This window comes from Methylobacterium sp. CM6246 (assembly GCF_054818005.1).
Map to the genome: position 1 here is coordinate 5,480,309 of NZ_JBTXKY010000001.1, position 20,048 is coordinate 5,500,356.

The 20,048-nt window shown below is 70.6% G+C and carries 18 protein-coding genes; 6 read left to right on the plus strand and 12 right to left on the minus strand.

Translation table 11 applies throughout. From position 1 onward, the window contains the following. Positions 1-37: 37 nt before the first annotated feature. Together addA and trxA are read left to right on the plus strand one after the other, a co-directional pair. Positions 38-3,526, plus strand: coding sequence for a double-strand break repair helicase AddA (gene addA / locus ACYQPG_RS26495; RefSeq protein WP_461232067.1), 3,489 nt, complete (start codon positions 38-40; stop codon positions 3,524-3,526). Positions 3,527-3,993: 467 nt separating this feature from the next. Next, entirely contained in the window at positions 3,994-4,317 is a 324-nt protein-coding gene (gene trxA / locus ACYQPG_RS26500) for a thioredoxin (RefSeq protein ID WP_007561219.1), read from the plus strand. 120 nt (positions 4,318-4,437) lie between these two features. On the opposite strand, the gene ACYQPG_RS26505 is transcribed toward trxA, so the two are convergent. From ACYQPG_RS26505 to trpA, 4 genes are all read right to left on the minus strand, one after another. Continuing rightward, complete coding sequence (locus ACYQPG_RS26505) at positions 4,438-5,331, minus strand: outer membrane protein (RefSeq protein WP_147906787.1); 894 nt, start codon at positions 5,329-5,331, stop codon at positions 4,438-4,440. A 206-nt stretch (positions 5,332-5,537) separates the two neighbouring features. Then, the gene (locus tag ACYQPG_RS26510) at positions 5,538-6,863 is read right to left on the minus strand and encodes a bifunctional folylpolyglutamate synthase/dihydrofolate synthase (RefSeq protein ID WP_461232068.1); all 1,326 of its coding nucleotides are present in this window, start codon (positions 6,861-6,863) and stop codon (positions 5,538-5,540) included. Positions 6,864-6,871: 8 nt separating this feature from the next. Then, positions 6,872-7,771, minus strand: a complete 900-nt coding sequence (accD, locus tag ACYQPG_RS26515; protein ID WP_147906785.1) for an acetyl-CoA carboxylase, carboxyltransferase subunit beta — start codon at positions 7,769-7,771, stop codon at positions 6,872-6,874. Positions 7,772-7,853: 82 nt separating this feature from the next. Further along, positions 7,854-8,693 (minus strand): tryptophan synthase subunit alpha, encoded by an 840-nt coding sequence (trpA, locus tag ACYQPG_RS26520; RefSeq protein WP_147906784.1) that lies wholly within the window; start codon positions 8,691-8,693, stop codon positions 7,854-7,856. Positions 8,694-8,881: 188 nt separating this feature from the next. On the opposite strand from trpA, the gene ACYQPG_RS26525 reads away from it, so the two are divergent. The 3 genes from ACYQPG_RS26525 (at position 8,882) to ACYQPG_RS26535 (ending at position 12,810) form a co-directional block, all read left to right on the plus strand. Further along, complete coding sequence (locus ACYQPG_RS26525; RefSeq protein WP_147906783.1) at positions 8,882-9,118, plus strand: hypothetical protein; 237 nt, start codon at positions 8,882-8,884, stop codon at positions 9,116-9,118. Positions 9,119-9,202: 84 nt separating this feature from the next. After that, positions 9,203-9,880, plus strand: coding sequence for an HAD family hydrolase (locus ACYQPG_RS26530; protein ID WP_147906782.1), 678 nt, complete (start codon positions 9,203-9,205; stop codon positions 9,878-9,880). 278 nt (positions 9,881-10,158) lie between these two features. Next, positions 10,159-12,810 carry an MGH1-like glycoside hydrolase domain-containing protein gene (locus tag ACYQPG_RS26535; protein ID WP_461232069.1) on the plus strand — a complete coding sequence of 884 codons (2,652 nt, stop codon included), beginning with the start codon at positions 10,159-10,161 and terminating at the stop codon, positions 12,808-12,810. A 39-nt stretch (positions 12,811-12,849) separates the two neighbouring features. On the opposite strand, the gene ACYQPG_RS26540 is transcribed toward ACYQPG_RS26535, so the two are convergent. Next, on the minus strand, positions 12,850-13,257 hold the full coding sequence (locus tag ACYQPG_RS26540) for a Ros/MucR family transcriptional regulator (protein ID WP_147906780.1): 408 nt from the start codon (positions 13,255-13,257) through the stop codon (positions 12,850-12,852). Positions 13,258-13,561: 304 nt separating this feature from the next. On the opposite strand from ACYQPG_RS26540, the gene ACYQPG_RS26545 reads away from it, so the two are divergent. Then, the gene (locus tag ACYQPG_RS26545; protein ID WP_461232070.1) at positions 13,562-14,659 is read left to right on the plus strand and encodes an NAD(P)/FAD-dependent oxidoreductase; all 1,098 of its coding nucleotides are present in this window, start codon (positions 13,562-13,564) and stop codon (positions 14,657-14,659) included. A 3-nt stretch (positions 14,660-14,662) separates the two neighbouring features. Here ACYQPG_RS26545 and ACYQPG_RS26550 read toward each other — a convergent pair whose 3' ends face one another. The 7 genes from ACYQPG_RS26550 to ACYQPG_RS26580 form a co-directional block, all read right to left on the minus strand. Beyond that, positions 14,663-15,379 (minus strand): LrgB family protein, encoded by a 717-nt coding sequence (locus ACYQPG_RS26550; protein ID WP_147906778.1) that lies wholly within the window; start codon positions 15,377-15,379, stop codon positions 14,663-14,665. A gap of 3 nt (positions 15,380-15,382) precedes the next feature. Further along, on the minus strand, positions 15,383-15,784 hold the full coding sequence (locus ACYQPG_RS26555; protein ID WP_461232071.1) for a CidA/LrgA family protein: 402 nt from the start codon (positions 15,782-15,784) through the stop codon (positions 15,383-15,385). A 16-nt stretch (positions 15,785-15,800) separates the two neighbouring features. Next, the gene (locus ACYQPG_RS26560) at positions 15,801-16,262 is read right to left on the minus strand and encodes a tellurite resistance TerB family protein (protein WP_147906776.1); all 462 of its coding nucleotides are present in this window, start codon (positions 16,260-16,262) and stop codon (positions 15,801-15,803) included. Between the two features lie 109 nt (positions 16,263-16,371). After that, positions 16,372-17,157, minus strand: a complete 786-nt coding sequence (locus tag ACYQPG_RS26565; RefSeq protein WP_419830647.1) for a DJ-1/PfpI family protein — start codon at positions 17,155-17,157, stop codon at positions 16,372-16,374. A 16-nt stretch (positions 17,158-17,173) separates the two neighbouring features. Continuing rightward, on the minus strand, positions 17,174-17,860 hold the full coding sequence (tenA, locus tag ACYQPG_RS26570) for a thiaminase II (protein ID WP_246692555.1): 687 nt from the start codon (positions 17,858-17,860) through the stop codon (positions 17,174-17,176). 45 nt (positions 17,861-17,905) lie between these two features. Beyond that, positions 17,906-18,580: a response regulator gene (locus ACYQPG_RS26575; RefSeq protein ID WP_007561188.1), complete on the minus strand. Its 675-nt coding sequence runs from the start codon at positions 18,578-18,580 to the stop codon at positions 17,906-17,908. After that, positions 18,577-20,028, minus strand: coding sequence for an ATP-binding protein (locus tag ACYQPG_RS26580; protein WP_461232072.1), 1,452 nt, complete (start codon positions 20,026-20,028; stop codon positions 18,577-18,579). The genes ACYQPG_RS26575 and ACYQPG_RS26580 overlap by 4 nt, the downstream gene beginning before the upstream one ends. Positions 20,029-20,048: the final 20 nt, after the last annotated feature.

Genomic DNA, 20,048 nt, shown 5'->3' on the forward strand with positions numbered 1-20,048 from the left:
GTTGTAGAGAGGTCCGCCAGCCGACCCGGACGAGACCTTGAGCAGCGTACCCGCGTCCAGACCCTTCGTCGTCGACGACCTGACCCAGGCCAACCAGCGCCGGGCGGCCGATCCCCGCGCCTCGGCCTGGGTGTCGGCCAATGCCGGTGCGGGCAAGACCAAGGTGCTCACCGACCGCGTCGTGCGGCTGCTCCTCGATGGGGCGCCCCCGGGCCGGATCCTGTGTCTGACCTTCACCAAGGCGGCGGCCGCCAACATGGCGATCCGGGTGTTCCGCCTGCTCGGCCGCTGGGTGACGCTCGACGATGCCGCGCTGGCGGCGGAGCTCGTGGCGCTGACCGGCGAGCGCGCCGACGCCGAGCGCCTGCGCATGGCGCGGCGGCTGTTCGCCCGGGCGGTGGAGACGCCGGGGGGCCTGAAGATCGAGACGTTGCACGCCCTGTGCGAACGGCTGCTGCACATGTTCCCGTTCGAGGCGAACGTTCCGGCGCGGTTCGTGGTGCTCGACGAGACCAAGGCCCGGGAAATCTTCGACATCGAGATGGCCAACGTGCTGGCCGACGCGGTGTCGAATGGCGACACGCCGCTCAGTGAGGCGCTGGCGCGGGTCACCCCGGAGGCGACGGGCGACACCCTGCGGGCGGCGATCCGCTCGGCGTTGCGTGCGCGAAGTCTGATCGGCGACCGCGCCCTTATGGACCGTTCCTTCGCAGACCTGCACGGGGCACTCGGGCTAGCCGACGAAGAGAACGCGGAGGCTGTCGAGGCCACGATCCTGGACGGCGGCCCGGGCTGCAGACCCGAGGACCGGCCGGCGCTGATCACGGGATTGCGCACCGGCAAGGCCAACGACGAGAAGCTCGCCGACGCCCTGGCGGGGGCCGAGGCCGAGCGGGCGCGATCCGAGGATCTGCCGGACCGGTCCGAGGCGCTCGATCTCTACCGTGGGGTGTTCTTCACCCAGAAGGACGAGCCCAAGGCCGACACCAGCCTCGGCACCAAGGGTGTCCCACCCGACGTGAAGGCGAGCCTGATCGCCGAGCGCGACCGGCTGGAACCGCTGTTCGATCACTTGCGCGCCGCGCGGGCGCATGCCCGCACCCAGGCCCTGTTCCAGCTCGCCGCCGAGATCCAGCGCCGGGTCGAGGCCCAGAAGGCCCGGCTCGGCGCGCTCGATTTCGACGACCTGATCCACAAGGCCCTGGACCTGCTGGCCCGGGTCGGGGCCGGCTGGGTGCTGTACAAGCTCGACCGCGGCATCGACCACGTGCTGGTCGACGAGGCGCAGGATACCAACCCGGAGCAGTGGGAGATCCTGCGGGCGATCACCCAGGAATTCGCCGCCGGCGAGGGCGCCCGGGCCGGGACCCGGACCCGGTTCGCGGTGGGCGACCCGAAACAGTCGATCTACGGCTTCCAGGGCGCCGAGCCGCGGGAATTCGCGCTCACCCGGGCGGCCTGGATCCAGGAATCGCGGGCGGCCGGGCTGACGTTCGAGGACGTGCCGCTGACCCTGTCGTTCCGCTCGACCGGGATGGTGCTCCAGGCGGTCGATGCGGTATTCGCCCTCGACGCGCACAACGAGGGCCTGTCGTTCGAAGACGTGGCCCGTCGGACCGTTCATGCCAGCGCCCGGCCGGGCGTCCCCGGGGCGGTGGAGTTGTGGCCGATCGCCGAGCCAGAGCCCGCCCCGGAGCCGGATGCCTGGACGGCGCCCGTGGACGCGCCCGAGACCAGCGCCCCGGCGATCGTCACCGCGCGGCGTGTGGCGCAGGCGGTGCGCACCTGGACGATCCAGGGCGACGCCACCGGTCGGGTCTGGCGCCCCGGCGACGTGCTGATCCTGGTGCGCAAGCGCGGGCCGGCCTTCGAGGAGGTGATCCGGTCCCTGAAGGGCCTCGGCGTCCCTGTCGCCGGCCAGGACCGGCTGGAGGTCTCGGCCCATATCGCGGTGGCCGACCTCGTGGCCGCCGGACGGGCCGGCCTGCTGCCGGCCGACGATTTGACGCTCGCCACCGCGCTCAAGACGCCGCTGGTCGGCCTCACCGACGAGGATCTGGTCCGGCTCGCCGCACGCCGGGACCTGTCCGAGACCCTGGAGGATTCCCTGCACCGGCACGCCGAGGCTGGGGATGCCGCGGCGATCCGCGGGCTCGCCGCGCTCTCGGACTGGATCGCCCTGGCGGGTCTGCACGGCCCGTTCGGCTTCTACGCGCGGCTGCTCGGGCCGCAGGGCGGGCGGGCCAAGCTGGTTGCCCGGCTCGGGGGCGAGGCCGGCGACGCCATCGACGTCTTCCTGGCCGCCGCCGCCCAGGCCGAGACCGGCGAGGACGCGCCCTCGCTCGGCGGCTTTCTGGCCCGCTACGTGGGAGCCGAGGCCGGCCACACGGTCAAGCGCGATATGGAATCGGGCCGCGACGAGGTCCGGGTGATGACCGTGCACGGGGCCAAGGGCTTGGAGGCGCCGGTCGTCGTGGTGATCGACGGCTGCGAGCCGCTCGGGCGCAACGACCCGCCGCTTCTGCCGCTGCCGGCCGGCCGCGCGATGCTGCCGCCGGTCTGGTCCAGCGGGAAGACGCAGGATTGCGCCGCCACCGGCGAGGCCCGCGCGGCCCTGCTCGCCCGGGCGCGGCAGGAGCACAACCGCCTGCTCTACGTGGCGATGACCCGGGCCGCGGACCGGCTGATCGTAGCGCCGTTCCGGGGCCACGAGCGCGAGAGCGAGGCCGCCTGGTGCCGGATGGTCCGGGCCGGGCTGGAAGCCGCCCTCGGCACCGGGCAGGCCCTGGAGCTGCCCTACGGACCCGCAACGCTCTGGCAGGACGGCGTCGAGACGCAGCACCGTCCGCCGGAGACGCCGTCGCCGATCGCGATGACGAAGCCGGAGCCGGATTGGCTGCGCAGCCCCGTGCCGCCGGAACCAGAGATCCCGGTCCTCAACCCGTCCGGCGCCCTGCAGGCGGCCGACGGCACCCGGGTGCCCCCGCCGCGCCTCGCGGACGCCCAGGCGCGGCGTCGGGGCATCCTGATCCATTCCCTGCTGCAGCACCTGCCCCGGGTCGAGCCCGGACGCCGGGAGGCGGCCGGCCTCGCCTTCGTGCGAGCCCGCGCCCCCGGCCTGCCGCGGCCTGCAACCTCGGGCATCGTCCGATCGGTGATGCGGATCATCGACGATCCGGACCTCGCCCCCCTGTTCGCATCCGACGCCCGAGCGGAGGTGAACCTGTCCGGCCGTGTCAGGACCGGCGGCGGCGAACGGGTGGTGCAGGGCCGCGTCGACCGCCTCTCCGTCGCGGCCGACACGATCCGGATCGCCGACTTCAAGACCGGCCGCCCACCGCCCGAGGATGCACCGCTACCGCCTACGGAAGCCGGACAGATCGCGCTCTACGCGCACCTGCTCGGCGAGATTTATCCGGACCGGACGATTCGGCCGATGCTGATCTGGACGTCGGGTCCGGTGATCCGGACGCTGAGCGCAGCCGATATCCGGTCGGCGCTGGACCAAGCCGGAATCGAGGGCTGACTTCCGCATGTCCGAGTCGGGACGGCCGCGCCCGGGACCGATGGCGCCCGATCGAATCAATCCGTTCTCCCGGCGCACGCCGTGATTGGAGACGCAGCGCGGCAAGCTAGGGCGGCGCGCGATCTCAGTCGGGTGTGGTTGACTGAGTCGCTTCTCCGGGATCGCGCATCGTCGTTTTCGGACTTCCAGCGGCCGACGTTCGAAACGATGTTTTTGGGGGACCGCGAAAAGCGTCCGCTCGGGAAAAAAAACCGCACTGCGACGGTCTTTTCCGAAAGGGCGTTCTCTCAGCCCCCCGGTCCCGCATGCGCCAGCGCACATCGTGACGCGCCTCCCGTGCCGCCGCGCCGTGCGGCCTGCGCGGCTTCTTGACCGCGCGGCGGCCCGTCGCCAAGTCTGATCGAACCGCGCGGGCCCCTGCCCGTCCGAGGCCGCCCGATCGGCGGCCGGTTCTGAAAGGTGACGTTATGGCGACGGTCAAGGTAACCGACGCGAGCTTCGAGCAGGACGTTCTCAAGTCCGCCGAGCCCGTCGTGGTCGATTTCTGGGCGGAATGGTGCGGCCCCTGCCGCCAGATCGGCCCGGCGCTCGAAGAGATCGCCACCGATCTCCAGGGCAAGGTGAAGATCGCCAAGGTCAACGTCGACGAGAACCCGCAGATCGCCGCCCAGTACGGCATCCGCTCGATCCCGACGCTGCTGCTGTTCAAGAACGGCGAGCGGGTCGACCAGAAGGTCGGCGCCGCCCCGAAGGGCGACCTTTCCCGCTGGATCGGCGCGCAGGTCGCGTAAGCGACTGACATTTTCGGGTGTCGCGTCAATAAGAAAGCCCGGCCGAGAGGCCGGGCTTTCTCCGTTTCGAGACCCGTTTTTCAAGTCCCGGGCTTTGCGCCCGGGACCATGCGCTCGGTCTTAGTACGAGCCGAACTTGTAGTTCAGACCGGCGCGGACGACGGCGAAGTCGTTCGTGTTCCGGCTGGACGTGGCAACGGAGTAGACCGGCAGGACGCCAGCGCCGGTGACGGCAGCACCGACCAGCGGCAGGCCGGTGCGGTTGCGGTCGAGGCTCACGTACAGACCTTCGACCTTGAACGTCACGGCCGAGGACCGGAAGAAGTTCAGGAACGAATCGGTGGGGAGCGCGAACTCGGCGCCGCCGCCGACGGTGTAGCCGGTCTTGAAGTCGTCCCGACGGCCGGCGAAGTTCTGCAGGCCGACGCGGGCGCCGTCATCGGTGCCGGTGGCGTAGGCGAAGCCGCCGGTGGCGTACACGAGGGTCTTGTCGAAGGCGTAGCCGAGGCGGCCGCGCACGGTGCCGAAGAAGTCCAGCGTGTTCAGCGTGCCGTTGACCGGAACGAAGGACGGGTTGATGGCGGCGGCGTTCGTGGCGTAGCGCGGACGGCCACCGAAATCGAGGTACTGGGCGTCGGCCTCGAAGCCGATCACGATACCCGAGCCCGGGGTGAACTGATAGTTGTAGCCGATCTGACCACCGCCCGAGAAACCTTCGCGGTTGTTGCGGTTGTAGATCAGCGAGGAGCCGAGCGGCGCCAGGGCGCGGTACGGCACAAGGCCACCGGCGGTCTGGACGGCCGGGCTGCCGGCGGTCTGGACGAAGCCGCGGTTGCTGTCGCTGCTGCTGGCATCGAAGCCGTAGCCGGCGTTGATACCGAAGTAGAAGCCAGTCCAGGTGAACACCGGAACGGGGGTGAACACCGGCGGCGGAGCGCGGCGCGGCAGGTCGGCGGCGGTGGCCGCCGCGGTCAGCGCGGTGAACGCCGCCAGAGAGGTGAGAAGCGTCTTCATTACTGTGATCCCCAGCACAAGCCCGATCGACGCCAAAGCTAGGCGATTGGTCCTGACGAGGATGTAGCTAAGCTGCCACAGCAGGGTGAAAGCGTAGCCGTTGGAGGCAATTCGCGCCTCCGAATGCGGCGAATCGACGACGCTTGCCGGGCCACTAACCGAAACGCCGAAAAAAGCCAGCGCTCAAGACAAAGGCGCGCGCCGAATCAGACGGGGGGCGTGTCGTTGGCGGCGAGCACAAGTCCGGCCAAGTACAGCGAGCCGCAGATCAGGATCCGCGGCGGCTGCTCGAAGACGATGTCTTTCACCTGACCGAGGGCGGCCTCGACGCTCGGGGCGGTCCGGGTCGAGAGACCGACCGCCTCGCCGATGCGTGCCACCTCCTCGGCCGGCCGTGCCGCCAACGAGGTGGTGATCGGGACCGCGATGAGCGCCCGGGCCAGCCCGACGAAGTTGCGCAGGAAGCCGTCGGCGTCCTTGGTGCTCAGCAAGCCGACGATCAGTACCAGCGGCACGTCGCTGCGTTCGCCGAGATCGGCCATGGCGGCGGCGAGGATCCGGCCGCCGTCGATGTTGTGACCGCCGTCGAGCCACAGCTCCGCGCCGGGCTCGAGCTGTGCGGCGAGGCGCCCACGGCCGAGTCGCTGCAGCCGGCCGGGCCAATCGACCTCCGTGAGGCCCCGCTCCAGCGCGGCGTTGCCGATATCGCCGAATCCAGCGGCCCGCAGAGCCGTGATCGCAGTGGCGGCGTTCACCAGTTGGTGGCGCCCGGCGAGCCGCGGCCGGGGCAGGTCGAACAGGTCGGTCTCGTCCTGGTAGACCATGCGGCCGCGCTCGTCGTGCGCGGAGAAATCCTGGTTGCCGACCCGGATCGGGGTCGCGCCCACGGCTTCGGCGTGCCGGCAGAGCACGGCGTCCGCCTCGGCATAATCCTGCGCCGCGATCACCGCCGGGCAGCCGCGCTTGAAGATCCCGGCTTTCTCGGCCGCCACGGATTCGACCGTGTCGCCGAGATACTCGGCATGGTCACGCCCGATCGGCGTGACGACCGCGCAGGCCGGCTGGGCGATGACGTTGGTGGCGTCGAGCCGGCCGCCCAGCCCGACCTCGAGCAGCAGCACGTCGGCCGGGCTCTCGGAGAACAGCAGCAAGGCCGCCGCCGTGGTGATCTCGAACATGGTGATCGGTTGGCCGTCGTTGGCGGCCTCGCAGCGCGAGAACGCGTCGGCCAGCCGATCCTCGTCCACGAACTGGCCGCCGCCGATGCCGCCGAGCCGGATCCGCTCGTGGAACCGCACGAGGTGCGGCGAGGTGTAGACGTGGGCCGCCAGGCTCCCGGCCTCCAGGATCGCCCGCATGAACGCGATGGTCGAGCCCTTGCCGTTGGTCCCGGCGACGTGGATCACCGGCGGCAGGCGCCGCTCCGGGTGGTTCAGCCGGGCCAGCAAGCGCTCGATCCGCCCCAGCGACAGGTCGATGGTGCGCGGATGGAGCGCGAGGAATCGCGCCATGAGGGCATCGGAGCAGGTCATGGCGTGGCCTAAGCCGCCGCCTGGGCGGGGACGACCGGCGTCTCGGGCGTCGCGGCGTTGGTCAGCAGGCCGCAGATCCGTGCGATCGTCTCCTTGAGGGCGTGCCGGTGGACCACTTGGTCGACCATGCCGTGCTCGCGCAGGTACTCGGCCCGCTGGAAGCCGTCCGGCAGCTTTTCCCGGATGGTCTGCTCGATCACCCGGGGACCGGCGAAGCAGATCAGCGCGCCCGGCTCGGCCAGGTGCACGTCGCCCAGCATGGCGTAGGAGGCGGTGACGCCGCCGGTGGTCGGGTTGGTCAGCACCACGATGTAGGGCAGGCGCGCGGCGTTCAGCCGGCGCACCGCCACGGTTGTCCGGGGCATCTGCATCAGCGACAGGATGCCCTCCTGCATGCGCGCCCCGCCGGAAGCCGAGAACAGCACGTAGGGGGTGCGCTTCTCCAGGGCGGTCTCGGCGCCGCGGACGAAGGCCTCGCCGGCCGCCATGCCCAGCGAGCCGGCCATGAAGCCGAATTCCTGCGCCGCCAGCGTCATGGGCAGGCCGCCGACCCGGCCGAAGCCGATCTTGAACGCGTCCTGCAGGCCGGTCTTTGCGCGAGCCTCCTTGAGGCGGTCGACGTAGCGCTTCTCGTCGCGGAACTTGAGCGGGTCGACGGCGACCTCGGGGAGCGCCACGTCGATCCAGGTGCCCTCGTCGAACATCATCTTGAGGCGCGCGGCGGCGCTCATCTTGAGGTGATGCTCGGAGCCGGGGATCACCCAGTGATTCGCCTCCACCTCCTTGTGGAACACCATCTGGCCGGTATCCGGGCACTTGACCCAGAGGTTCTCCGGCGTCTCGCGCTTGAACAGGGTCTTGATCCGGGGGCGCACGACCTCCGAGATCCAGTTCATCGGTTCGACCATCGACTCGCGTCCGTTCGCTTCAAGCTCGCGCTGATATCAGGTGCCGTGTTCGCCGCCGCCAGGGCGCGCGGTGATCCGGGGTTCAGGCCGCCCGGTCCGCGCCGCCCGCGCGCACGCCGGCCGCGAGTTCGCGGACCAGGGCCGCCACCGCGGGGACGGTGCCGGCTTGCGGCCGGCCCTCGGAATCCAGCCCGCGGACCAGGGTGTCCACCAGCGCCGAGCCGACCACGACGCCGTCGGCACCCTTGGCGATCGCCGTCGCGTGGGCGCCGGTCTTCACCCCGAACCCCACCACCACGGGCAGGTCGGTGTGGCGGCGAATGCGGGCGACCGCCTCCGAGACCTTGCCGAAATCCGGCGTCGCCGTGCCGGTGATCCCGGTGATCGACACGTAGTAGACGAAGCCCGCGGTGTTCGCGAGGACGGCCGGCAGGCGGCGCTCGTCGGTGGTCGGCGTGGCGAGCCGGATGAAGGCGAGCCCCTTGGCCAAAGCCGGCAGGCACAGCTCGGTATCCTCCTCCGGCGGCAGGTCGACCACGATCAGCCCGTCGACACCGGCCGCCACCGCGTCGTCGAGGAACCGCTCGACCCCGTAGGTGTGGATCGGGTTGAAGTAGCCCATCAGCACGATCGGCGTGCCGTCGTTCTCCGCCCGGAAGCGGCGCACGAGGTCGAGCGTGCCGGCGACACCCTGGCCGGCCTTGAGGGCGCGCAGGCCCGCGGCCTGGATCGCCGGGCCGTCGGCCATCGGGTCGGTGAACGGCAGGCCGAACTCCAGGATGTCGGCGCCGGCGCCGGGCAGCGCCTTCAGGACCTCCAGGGAGGTCTCCGGATCGGGATCGCCCGCCATCACGTAGGTGACGAGGACGGCCCGGTTCTCCGCGCGGGCCCGGGCGAAGGTGGCGTCGATGCGGCTCGGCATGGCTCTGATACGGTTTTCGCGCGTACGGACCGGATCCGGTCCAGGGTTGTATCCGCGCTACACCATCGGCGTCGGCCCGTGAAGCGCTCGCCCCTGCGGCCACGGCGTCTGAGCCCGGCCGCCTTGTCGCGCCGATCCCGGACTCCATCTCCCGGCGTCCACACCACCTGGATGATGAGGAGCGTGACATGGCGAAGGCCGACAAGCACCACATGGGACCGGGCGGTCAGGGCAAGAGCTCGGGCACCGGCGGCATGACCGAGCTTCCGGACGGCGTGCTGGGCGAGAACGATGTCCTGAGCAACCGGGACAAGTCCCGCCACAGCGACGAGCGCGGGCTCGACAGCAAGGCGGTCCAGACCGACCAATACCAGGACCACGCGGCCAACCGTCAGGCGCCGGGCTCCGAGACCTCGGACACCTGACGCCGGCTGGCGATGACCGGGCGGACGGCGGCCGTGCGTGCGGCGCGGTTGTCCGCCCGCCCGGGTCCGCGTAGCCCTCCGGGCATGACATCTCAAATCCTGCCCCGAATCCCGCCGACGCGCCGCTTCGCCGCCTTCCTGTTCGACATGGACGGCACGATCATCAGCTCGATCGCCTCCGCCGAGCGCGCCTGGACGCGTTGGGCGCAGGGCCACGGCCTCGACGTGGCGACCTTCCTGCCGACCATTCACGGGGTCCGCTCGGTGGACACGATCCGCCGGCTCGGCCTGCCCGGGGTCGACCCGGAGGCCGAGGCCGCGGCGATCACCCGGGCCGAGATCGACGATGTCGGCGACATCGTCGAGATCCCGGGGGCCCGGGCGTTCCTGCGCGCGCTGCCGCCGGAGCGCTGGGCGATCGTGACCTCGGCGCCGAGGGCGCTCGCCCTGCGCCGCCTGGACGCCGCCACCATGCCGGTCCCGACCCTGCTGATCGCCGCCGAAGATATCGCCCGGGGCAAGCCCGCGCCGGATTGTTTCCTGCTGGGTGCCGAGCGCCTGGGCGTGGCGGCCTCGGATTGCCTCGTCTTCGAGGACGCGCCAGCCGGCATCCAGGCCGGCGAGGCGGCGGGCGCCAGCGTCGTGGTGGTCACCGCGACCCACCACGCGCCAATCGAGACGACGCACGCGACGATTCCGGATTACCGGGCGCTGACGGTCGATGCCGGGCCGGACGGGTTGCGCATCCTGTCCGTCGGGTGAGGACGCTCGGTGCGGTCGAGCAGGGCAATCGCATACGGACATACGATCCGCCGATATTTCAGGTCTGACGTCGCCGCATGAAGCATCAACCCGTCATCCCGGGGCGCCGCTTTGCGGCCCCGGAACGACGGGATGGATTATCCTGTGTTCGCCAGAACGCCGCTTGCAGGTTGGATGAGCGTGACCGAAGAAGTCGCGCGCTGGAATTCACTTGTCCCCGTAGAACCGCGGCAATATCCGCGCACGAAGTCAGCCACCGAACCGGGAGCATCGTCCGTATGAGCGAGCCGAACCGCGTCCCGGATCTCTTCGACACCGCCGAGGGACAGCGCCTCGTACAGGCGCGGACCGATCCGGCCTGGCGGTGCTGGGGGCCGTATCTCAGCGACCGGCAGTGGGGCACGGTCCGGGAGGATTACAGCGCCGACGGCGATGCCTGGGAGTCCCTGCCCCACGATCACGCCCGGTCCCGGGCCTACCGCTGGGGCGAGGACGGCATCGGGGGCTTCGGCGACCGGCACCTGAACTGGTGCCTCGCGCTGGCCCTTTGGAACGGACGCGATCCGATCCTGAAGGAGCGGCTGTTCGGCCTCACCAACGCCGAGGGCAACCACGGCGAGGACGTGAAGGAGCTGTACTACTACCTCGACGGCGTCCCGACCCACAGTTTCATGCGGATGCTGTACAAGTATCCGCAGGCCGAGTTCCCGTATCAACGCCTGGTTGAGGAAAACGGCCGCCGCGGCCTCGACGACCCGGAATTCGAGCTGCTCGACACCGGCCTGTTCGACGAGGGCCGCTACTTCGACGTCGAGATCGCCTATGCCAAGGCGGCCCCCGACGACCTGCTGATGCGTGTCAGCGTGACCAATCGCGGCCCGGAGGCTGCCGGCCTCACCCTCCTGCCGCAGCTCTGGGCACGGAACCTGTGGTCCTGGAAGGCCGGGACCGCCAAGCCGGAGCTGGAGGCGGGCTCGGACGGGTCGGTCTGGGCGCGTCATCCTGGCGTGCCGCCGATGCGCTTCTTCGCCGAGGACGCGGCCGCGCTGCTGTTCACCGAGAACGAGACCAACACCCATATGCTGTTCGGCAGCGGCCCGGAGGCGGGTTTCTACAAGGACGGGATCGACCGGTGCGTCGTCCAGGGCGAGGCCGGGGCGGCCAACCACCTGTCCGGCACGAAATGCGCCGCGCGCTACGACCTGCATCTCGGCCCCGGCGAGACCCGCACGCTGCGGCTGCGCCTGCGACCCGAGACCGCCCCCGGCGAGCCGTTCGCGGATTTCGACGCGGTGTTCGCCACCCGCGCGGCGGAAGCGGACGCGTTCTACGCCGCCCTGCAAGCATCGATCACCGACCCCGACATGCGGCTCGTCCAGCGGCAGGCGCTGGCCGGGATGCTCTGGTCCAAGCAGCTCTACCATTACGACGTGCGCGAGTGGCTCGCGGGCGACCCGGCCCAGCCGGCCCCCGCGCCCCAGCGCCGGCACGGCCGCAACGCCGACTGGGCGCATCTGCGGGCCAACGACATCATCTCGATGCCGGATGCGTGGGAATATCCCTGGTTCGCCTCCTGGGATCTCGCCCTCCAGGCGATCGTGTTCGCGCTGTTCGACCCCGACTTCGCCAAGAACCAGCTGCTGCTCCTGGTGGACGAGGCCTATGCCCATCCGAACGCGGCGTTGCCGGCCTACGAATGGGGCTTCGGCGATGCCAACCCGCCGATCCACGCGCTCGCCGCCTGGCGGGTGTTCGAGCTGGACCGGAAATTGACGGGCCTTCCGGACCACGTCTTCCTGAAGCGGATCTTCAACAAGCTCACGCTGAACTTCACCTGGTGGGTGAATCGGAAGGATTCCGACGACCGCAACCTGTTCCAGGGTGGCTTCCTCGGCCTCGACAACATCGGCATCTTCGACCGCTCGAAGCCGGTCGGCAACGGCGCGACCCTCACTCAGTCGGACGCGACCGCCTGGATGGCGGCCTACGCGCTCAACCTGATGCGCATCGCCATCGAGCTGGCGCTCCGGGATCCGACCTACGAGGACATGGCGGAGAAGTTCTTCGAGCATTTCCTGCTCATCGCGGCGGCGACCGGCGACGGAGTCTGGGACGAGGCGGACGGGTTCTTCTACGACGTGATCGAGGCCCGGGACGGAAGCCGCCTGCCGATCCGGGTCCGCACCATGGTCGGGCTGATCCCGATCTTCGCCGTCACGACGATCAGCACGCGCGACCTGGAGAAGCTGCCCTCGCTGCGGAACCGGATGCGGTTCTTCCTCGAGAACCGGCCGGACCTCGCGACCCTGGTCTCGCGCTGGAGCGTGCCGGGCGAGGGCCAAACCGTGCTGCTGTCCCTGCTGCGCGGGCACCGATTGAAGGCGCTGCTGCACCGCGCCCTCGACCCAGCCGAGTTCCTGTCCGCGCACGGCCTGCGGGCGGTCTCGCGCAGCTACGCGGACCAGCCGTTCTGCTTCCCCTGGAACGGCCGCGACATGGGGCTCGCCTACGAGCCCGCGGAGTCGCGCTCGCGCCTGTTCGGGGGCAACTCGAACTGGCGCGGACCGGTCTGGATGCCGGTGAACTATTTGCTGATCGCCGGCCTGGAGCAGTTCTACGCCTATTACGGGCCGGATTTCCGCGTAGAGGCACCGACCCATTCGGGACGGACCTACTCGCTCAAGGAGATCGCGGAGATGCTGTCGCGCCGCCTCATCGGTCTCTCGACCCGCGCGCCAGGCGGCGATCGGCCGGTCTACGGGGACAGCCGGATCGAACAGGACGACCCGCATTTCCGCGATCTCGTGCTGTTCTACGAGTATTACCACGGCGATACCGGCCGGGGCGTCGGCGCGGCGCACCAGACCGGCTGGTCCGGTCTCGTGGCCCTGCTGATCCAGGAGGTCTCCGCGGCAGAAGGCCGGCCATGACACGTACGGCCGGCCCCGACATTCGGTGAGGGGCCGCTACTACTCGGCCGCCTGCTGCATCCGCAGCTTCTGACCGAGGCCGATCTCACGCGAGATCTTTGAACGCCGGGCGCTGTAGGCCGCGGAGACCAGCGGGTAATCCACCGGCAGGCCCCATTTCGCCTTGTAGGCCTCGGGGGTGAGGCCGCGCAGGGTCAGGTGCCGGCGCAGGGCCTTGTAGGACTTGCCGTCCTCGAAGCTCATGATGGTGTCGGGCCGGATCGAGGCCCGGATCTGCGCCTCGGTCGGCCGCTTGACCGGCTGCTCCATCGGAACGTCGAGGGCAGTGATCGAACGATGGACTTCGGACAGGAGGCTTGGGAGAGCGCCGGCCGGCACATTGTTCTTGGTCACGTAAGCGCTGAGGATCTTGGCAGCGAGTTCGACGCTCGGGGAGGTCGTCAGCATGGTCATCTCCTAAGGTTTCCTGTCCGAAGATGCGGCTTTGTCGGGTCGCTAGAGGTGCTGTACTGCCGGGTGCCCGAGATGGCCGCCGGGGACGAAATCCGGTCTGCCCTGGGGCAGCGCGTCATTGCATTATGCGCCCACTCACCGCGCTTACAACCACTGCGCGTGTCTATTGCGGCGCTGTTTCTACTTAGAATTGATAATTAGGGTCAACGCCGAATCAAGATGCGGGCCCTCATCCGCGCTTGGGTGCGGTATTGAGGACTCACCGGCTTGGTCGGGGCGACAGCCGAGAGGGTTGCGGATGCAGGTTCTTGTCGTTGGCGCCGGCGTCGTCGGACTTGCCGTGGGGCAGGCCTTCGCGATCCGCGGGCACTCCGTCATCCTGGCGGAAGCGGAGGATGCCTTCGGGACTGGAGTCTCGGCCCGTAGTTCCGAGGTGATCCATGGCGGCATGTATTATCCTGCCGGTTCCGCGCGCGCCCGCCACTGCGTCGACGGTGCCGAACGGTTGTACAACTTCTGCGCGAGTCACAGAGTGCCGCATCGCGCCTGCGGCAAGTTGATCGTCGCGGCCGACGCCGCGGAGGCCGAGGCGATCGCGGCGATCCGCAAGCAGGGCGAGGAGAACGGCGTCCCCGGTCTGGAGCTTCTCGACGCCGCAGCCGCGAGGCGGCTGGAGCCGGCGCTCGCCTGCACCCTGGCGCTGCATGCGCCCCGGACCGGCATCGTCGACAGCCACGCGCTGATGCTGGCACTGCTCGGCGTCATCGAGGATCACGGCGGCGTCCTCGCCCTGCGTACGCCGGTGGAGCGCCTGTCCCGGCGGGACGGCCAGTGGCACGCGGCGTTCGGGGGCAGCGAGCCGGGCGAGATGGCCTTCGACGCGGTCATCAATGCCGCAAGCTTCGGGGCTCCGGTGCTCGCTTCGGGCACGGAGGGCTACCCGGCCGACCGGGTGCCGGTGCTGCGCCTGGCGCGGGGCAATTACTTCGGGTGCACCGGCAAGCCGGCGTTCTCGCGACTGATCTATCCGGCGCCGCGGATCGACGGCGGGCTGGGCATCCACCTCACCCTCGATCTGGCCGGCCGCACCCGGTTCGGTCCCGACGTGGAATGGGTGGACACGGTCGACTACCGGGTGGATCCGCGGCGGGCGGACAGCTTCTATGGTGCGATCCGCCGTTACTGGCCGGGCCTGCCGGACGGGGTGCTGTACCCGGACTATGCCGGCCTGCGCCCGAAGCTCACCGGCCCCGGCGAGCCCGCGGCCGACTTCCGGATCGATGGGCCGGCCGAGCACGGGCTGCCCGGGATCGTACACCTGTTCGGGATCGAGAGCCCGGGCCTGACGTCGAGCCTGTCGCTCGCGGAGGCGGTCGTCGGGCAGCTCGACGGCTGACGCTCAGAACAGCAGGTGCAGCGCCAGGGGCGCGAGGATCGCGGTCAGGAACGCGTTGAGTCCCATGGCGATGCCCGCGAAAGTGCCGGCCGTCTCGCTCACCTGGAAGGCCCGGGCGGTGCCGATGCCGTGGGCGGCGAGTCCCGCCGCAAAGCCCCGGGCGCGCATGTCCCGGATCCGCAGGACGTTCATCAGCGGCGTCACCAGGATCGCACCGATGATGCCGGTGAGGATCACCAGGATCGCGGTCAGCGTCGGGTCGCCGCCCAGCGCTTCGGCGATGCCCATGGCCACCCCCGAGGTCACGGATTTCGGCGCCAGCGAGATCAGGATCGGTTGCGGGATGTCGAGCAGGCGCGCCAGCGCGATCACGACCGCGAGGGTCGTGGCGGCGCCGGCCACCAAGGCGGCCAGCATCGGCACGAGGGCGCGCAGGACCGTGGCACGGCGCTCGTAGAGCGGCATCGCCAGCACCACCGTGGCGGGTCCGAGCAGGAAGTGCACGAACTGGGCGCCCTCGAAGTAGGTCGGATAGGGCGTGCCGGTCACCGCCAGGACGCTGCCGACCAGCACCACCGTGATCAGCACGGGGTTGGCGATCGGGTGGCGCCCGGTGGCGGCGGCGAGCCGGTCGGCCAGGACGTAGGAGGTCAGCGTCACGGTCAGCCACAGCAGCGGCGTGCCGGCGAGGTAGACCCAGAGCGAGAAATCGCCGGCCACCGCTCAGGCCTCGCCGTCCGGTCGCCGCCGCTCGACCCGGGACGCGACCGCGCGGAACACCAGCACGGTCACCAGCAGCGACAGGGCGGTCGAGATCACCAGCACGATCGCGAGCTTGAGCCCCTGGGCCCGCAGCAGGTCGAGCCGCCCGACCACGCCGACGCCGGCCGGAACGAACATCAGCGACAGGTTCATCAGGAGCCCCCGCGCCGTCGATTCGAGGGTGCCGTTGGTCAGCGGCTGCGGCAGGATCCGGGGCAGGCCGAGGCGGCTGTCGCGCAGCAGCAGGAAGGCGAACATCAGCCCCATGCCGATCACCGGACCCGGCACCGGCACCCCGGCGCCCCGGGCCAGGACCTCGCCGACGAGCTGGGCGAGGAGGATCAGCGCGAGGCTGGCGATCATCGGCCGGCCCGCGCGGTCAGACGGCGCCGACGCCCTGCTGCCCGGTCCGCCGGGCCGCGGTGACCGCCGCCTCATCGAAGCCGAGCAACCGGCCGAGGCGCTCGACCAGCGCCTCCTCGAACTCGTCCACGATGCCGTCCGCGGCGGCCACCGACCACGCCATGGTCAGCAATTCCTGGCGCTCCGTGGTGTTGGCCTCGTGCGGGATCATCTCGACGAGGCTCGCCACGTCGCGCGTCTCGGCATCGATCGCCGCGGCGCGCTCGATCAGCGCCCGGGCCGCGTCCGGCCCGTCGGCGTAGCGGCCCTGCACGATCCGGGACAGGCGGTCGCTCTCGGCGGGCGCCAGGATCCCGTCGACCCGGGCCACATGTACGAGCAGCGCGGTCGCGGCCAGATGCGTGTCGTCCACCGGCTCGGAGGCGCCGACCCCGAGAGCCTCGGTCGCGTAGGCGCGCAGGCGTGCGATCAGGGACATGGCGGCTCCGGCGGTTCCTGACGGCACAGTTCGGTTCGCAGGGCGCCCCGTCAAGGACGCCGCACAACGTCGGCGCGAAGCGTGGCGCGGCTGCATCGCTTTCGGGCGTTCAGTCCCCCCGGGCCGCCCGGATCGACCCCGCCACCAACGGGGCGAGGATCGCGTCCGCCGCCCGGACGATCGTAGGACCGGCCTGAGCAGGCGTCCCGGCCCGGAACGGCGGCTCCGGGGCATATTCGGCGACCAGCTGGGCAGTGCGGGCATAGTCGGGTCCGCGCAGGCGGGCGGCGAGTGCCAGCCCGAGATCGAGCCCGGCCGAGACGCCGGACGCGGTGACCCGGTTGCGGTCGAACACCACCCGCTCGGCCACCGGCACGGCGCCGAGCAGCGGCAGCACCGCGTCGCGTACGCACCAGTGCGAGGTGGCGCGGTAGCCCCTGAGCAGGCCGGCCGCCCCGAGGATCAGCGAGCCGGTACAGACGCTCGTCACCCAGGCCGTACCGGGGGCGCGTGCCCGCAGGAAGCCCAGCAGGGCCGCGTCGCACATCTGCCCGGGGGTGCCGTCACCGCCTGGGACCAGCAGGACGTCGAGATCGGGCGGGCAGGTCTCGAACGAGTGGGTCGCGACCAGGCTCAAGCCCGTGTCGCTGGCGACCGGCCCCGCGGATTGCGCCACGCAGTGCAGGCTGTTGGGGGCGAGGCCGGCGAGCAGCGCCTGGGGGCCGACCACGTCGAGGGCGGTCATGCCCGGGTAAAGGATCATGGCGATCCGGACCGGGCGATCCTGGGCCATCGGACCCGGCGCGTCGGCGGCTCCGGTCCGGACGGGCCCGAACGCGGCCGCGGCGGCCGTCGCCGCCAGGATCGCCCGGCGACTGAGGTCCGGTGGCGTCACGCCCGGCCCGGGATCGTCACAATGGCCACGCCGCATCCCGATAGGCGCTGTCCCAGAATAGCCACTCGAGCCGGGTGGCCTGCGTGAAGGCCTCGTGCATCCGCACGCGCACCACCGGCGACGCCTGCTCGGCGGCCCGGTCGGTGGCGGCGATCATCCCGGCCACGGAAGCGGCGAACTCGTCGCCCGCGTAGGTGTCGATCCAGGACTGGTACGGGTTGTCGGCGGCGGCGCGGGCGAGGATGTCGTCGCCCACCGCCTTGTAGATCCAGAAGCACGGCAGCAGGGCCGCGCAGAGGACCTCGAACGGCTCGGCATAGGCCGCGGCGAGCAGGTACGAGACGTAGTGGTGGCAGGCCGGCGTCAGCGCGGTCGCCGCGAAGGTCTCAGGGCCGATCGCGTAATCCCGGAAGAAACCGCCGTGGAGCGCGCGCTCCACTACGATGGCGTCCTGCGCGGCGCGCGAGAATTGCACGATCCCGTCCGGGTCCGGCGCCTTCGCGGCGGCGAGGCTCAGCGCACGGCCGAAGCCGATCAGGTAATGCGCGTCCTGCACGATGTAGTGGCGGAAGCGATCCTGCCGCAGCGTGCCGGCGGCGAGCTCGGCGTTGAACGGCATCGAACGGATCGTCTCGTAGGCCGCCGCGTTGCGCGCCCACGCGTCGCGGGAGAACGCGTTCGGGCCGGTGTCACCGTCGGTCAAAAGGCAGCTCCTGCAGGCAACTCCTGCCCGGTTTCTGTTTGGGCGTCAGCCCTGCCGCTGGGCGTGCGTGACGGCCACGTGGATCAGCTCGGCCAGCGTCCGGACGCCGAGCTTCTGGCGCATCTGCGAGCAGGCGTTGGTGACGGTCTTATAGCTCACCGACAGGTCGGCCGCGATGGCGCCGTAAGAGCGGCCCTGCGCCAGCCGCGCCAGGATCTGCTGCTCGCGGGGCGTGAGCTGGGATTCCGGCGTCCGGCGCGCGTCGGCCCTCAGCATGGCGACCTCGGTGGCGAGCCGGCGGTCGAGGTAGACCTCGCCGACCCTGACCTTGCCGAACGCCTCGAACAGCTCCGCCGAAGCGTGGTCCTTCAGCACGTAGCCCAACGCGCCGGCCTCGAGCGCCCGCGCCACGATCACCGGATCGTTGTGCATGCTGAACACCAGGATGCGCGTCTCCGGGGCGACCGCGCGGATACGGCGGATCAGGCCGAGCCCGGCCATGCCGCTGCCCTGGAAGGTCAGGTCGCAGATCACCACCGGCGGCCGCAGCCGGTGGAAGATCCGGTAGCCGCCGACCACCGTGGTCGCCTCCGCGATGGTCTCGACCCCGGAATCCTCGAGGACCCGGCGACAGCCCTGCAGGACGATCGGATGATCGTCGATCACGAGGACCGGTAAGCGTGTGGCGGCGGCGTCGATCTGGGAGGCGATGGCGTTCATGCGCTCGGCGCGTTGTTGTTCTCGTCGACCCGCTCCGGCGGAACGGGGATCGTGATCTTGACGATTGCTCCGGGGCCGGCATTGTCAAGGGCGAAGGTACCATCCAACGCCTCGACTCGCTCGCGCATCCCCGACAGACCGAGCCCGGTGCGGTGTTCGAGCGGGATTCCCGTCCCGTCGTCGCGGATCGTGACGCGCAATTGGCCGTCCGCTTCCACGGCCTCGGCCTCGACCCGGGTGGCGGCGCCGTGCCGCACGGCATTGGTCGCACTCTCCTGCACGCAGCGGAACACCGTGAGGTCCACGAGGTCGCCATAGCAGCGGGCGAGGCTGTCGAACCGGCCGACGAAGACGGTGGCGGGATGGCGCTGACCGAAGCCGCGCAGCATCAGGTCGAGGCAGGTGGCGAGCGGCGCCTGCCCGAGCCCGTGCGGGCGCAGGCGGTTCAGCAATTCCCGGTTGACGGTCTGGACCTGCCCGACGATGGCGCTGATCTCGGCCGCCCGGGTGGCGAGCTTTTCACGATTGGGCTCGGCCGCGCCCGAGGCGATCCGGGCGATCGACGCGGCGTTGGCCTCAAGGGCGAACAGGCAGGGGCCGAACTCGTCGTGCAGTTCGAGCGCGGTGCGGCGGCGCTCGTCGTCCTGCGCGGTGAGCAATTGCCGGTTGAGCCGGCCGTTGGCGGCGCGGACCTCGCTCAGCGCGGCGGCGACCTTGTTGAACCGCTCGGCGATCACCGCCAGCTCCCGGGCGCCGGGGGGCTCCAAGCGCGCGGTGTAATCGTGATGCTCCAGCTTCGTCAGGCCGGCACCCAGCCGCTGCAGCGGCGCCAGGATGCGCCCGAGGGCCAGGTAGAGCGCGATCAGCATCGCGGCATTGATGGCCAAGGTGGTCATCGAGAGCGCCCGGGCATAACCCCAGATCTCGTCGATCTCGTCCATCGGCTGGGTGGTGATCTGCGCGGTTCCGAGGGTCTGTCCATTCGCCACGATCGGCAGGGTGTGGCGCTCGATCGGCGGCATGATCAGGTCGGCGAACCAATGGGGCGCCTCGCGCTCGGACCGGTGCGGCGGCATCGGTTTGCCGACCTGGTCGCCGTCCGCTTCCAGGACCGCGACCCGGACGTGGCGCAGGACCTTGAAGCGGAGGTCCAGGGTCTGCAGCAGCGTGTCCGGAGAGGCGGTGTCGGACAGGCGGATCGTGTCGGCGACCAGGGACTCGACCGTGGCCAGCGAGGCGCGGGTCTCGACCCGCACCGCGTTGCGCGCGTTGAGCACGATCACCCCGCAGGAGATCAGGGCAGCCAGCGCGTCGATGAACAGAACGACCGCGACCAGCCGGGCCCGGGTCGACCAGTCGGTCCAGGACCAGAAGCCGGCACGACGCCTGTCGGGCGGTGCCGCCGAGATGGGAGGCTGGGTCGGTGTCGTATCCACGGCGAGACGCATAGCGCATCGTCCCGATGACC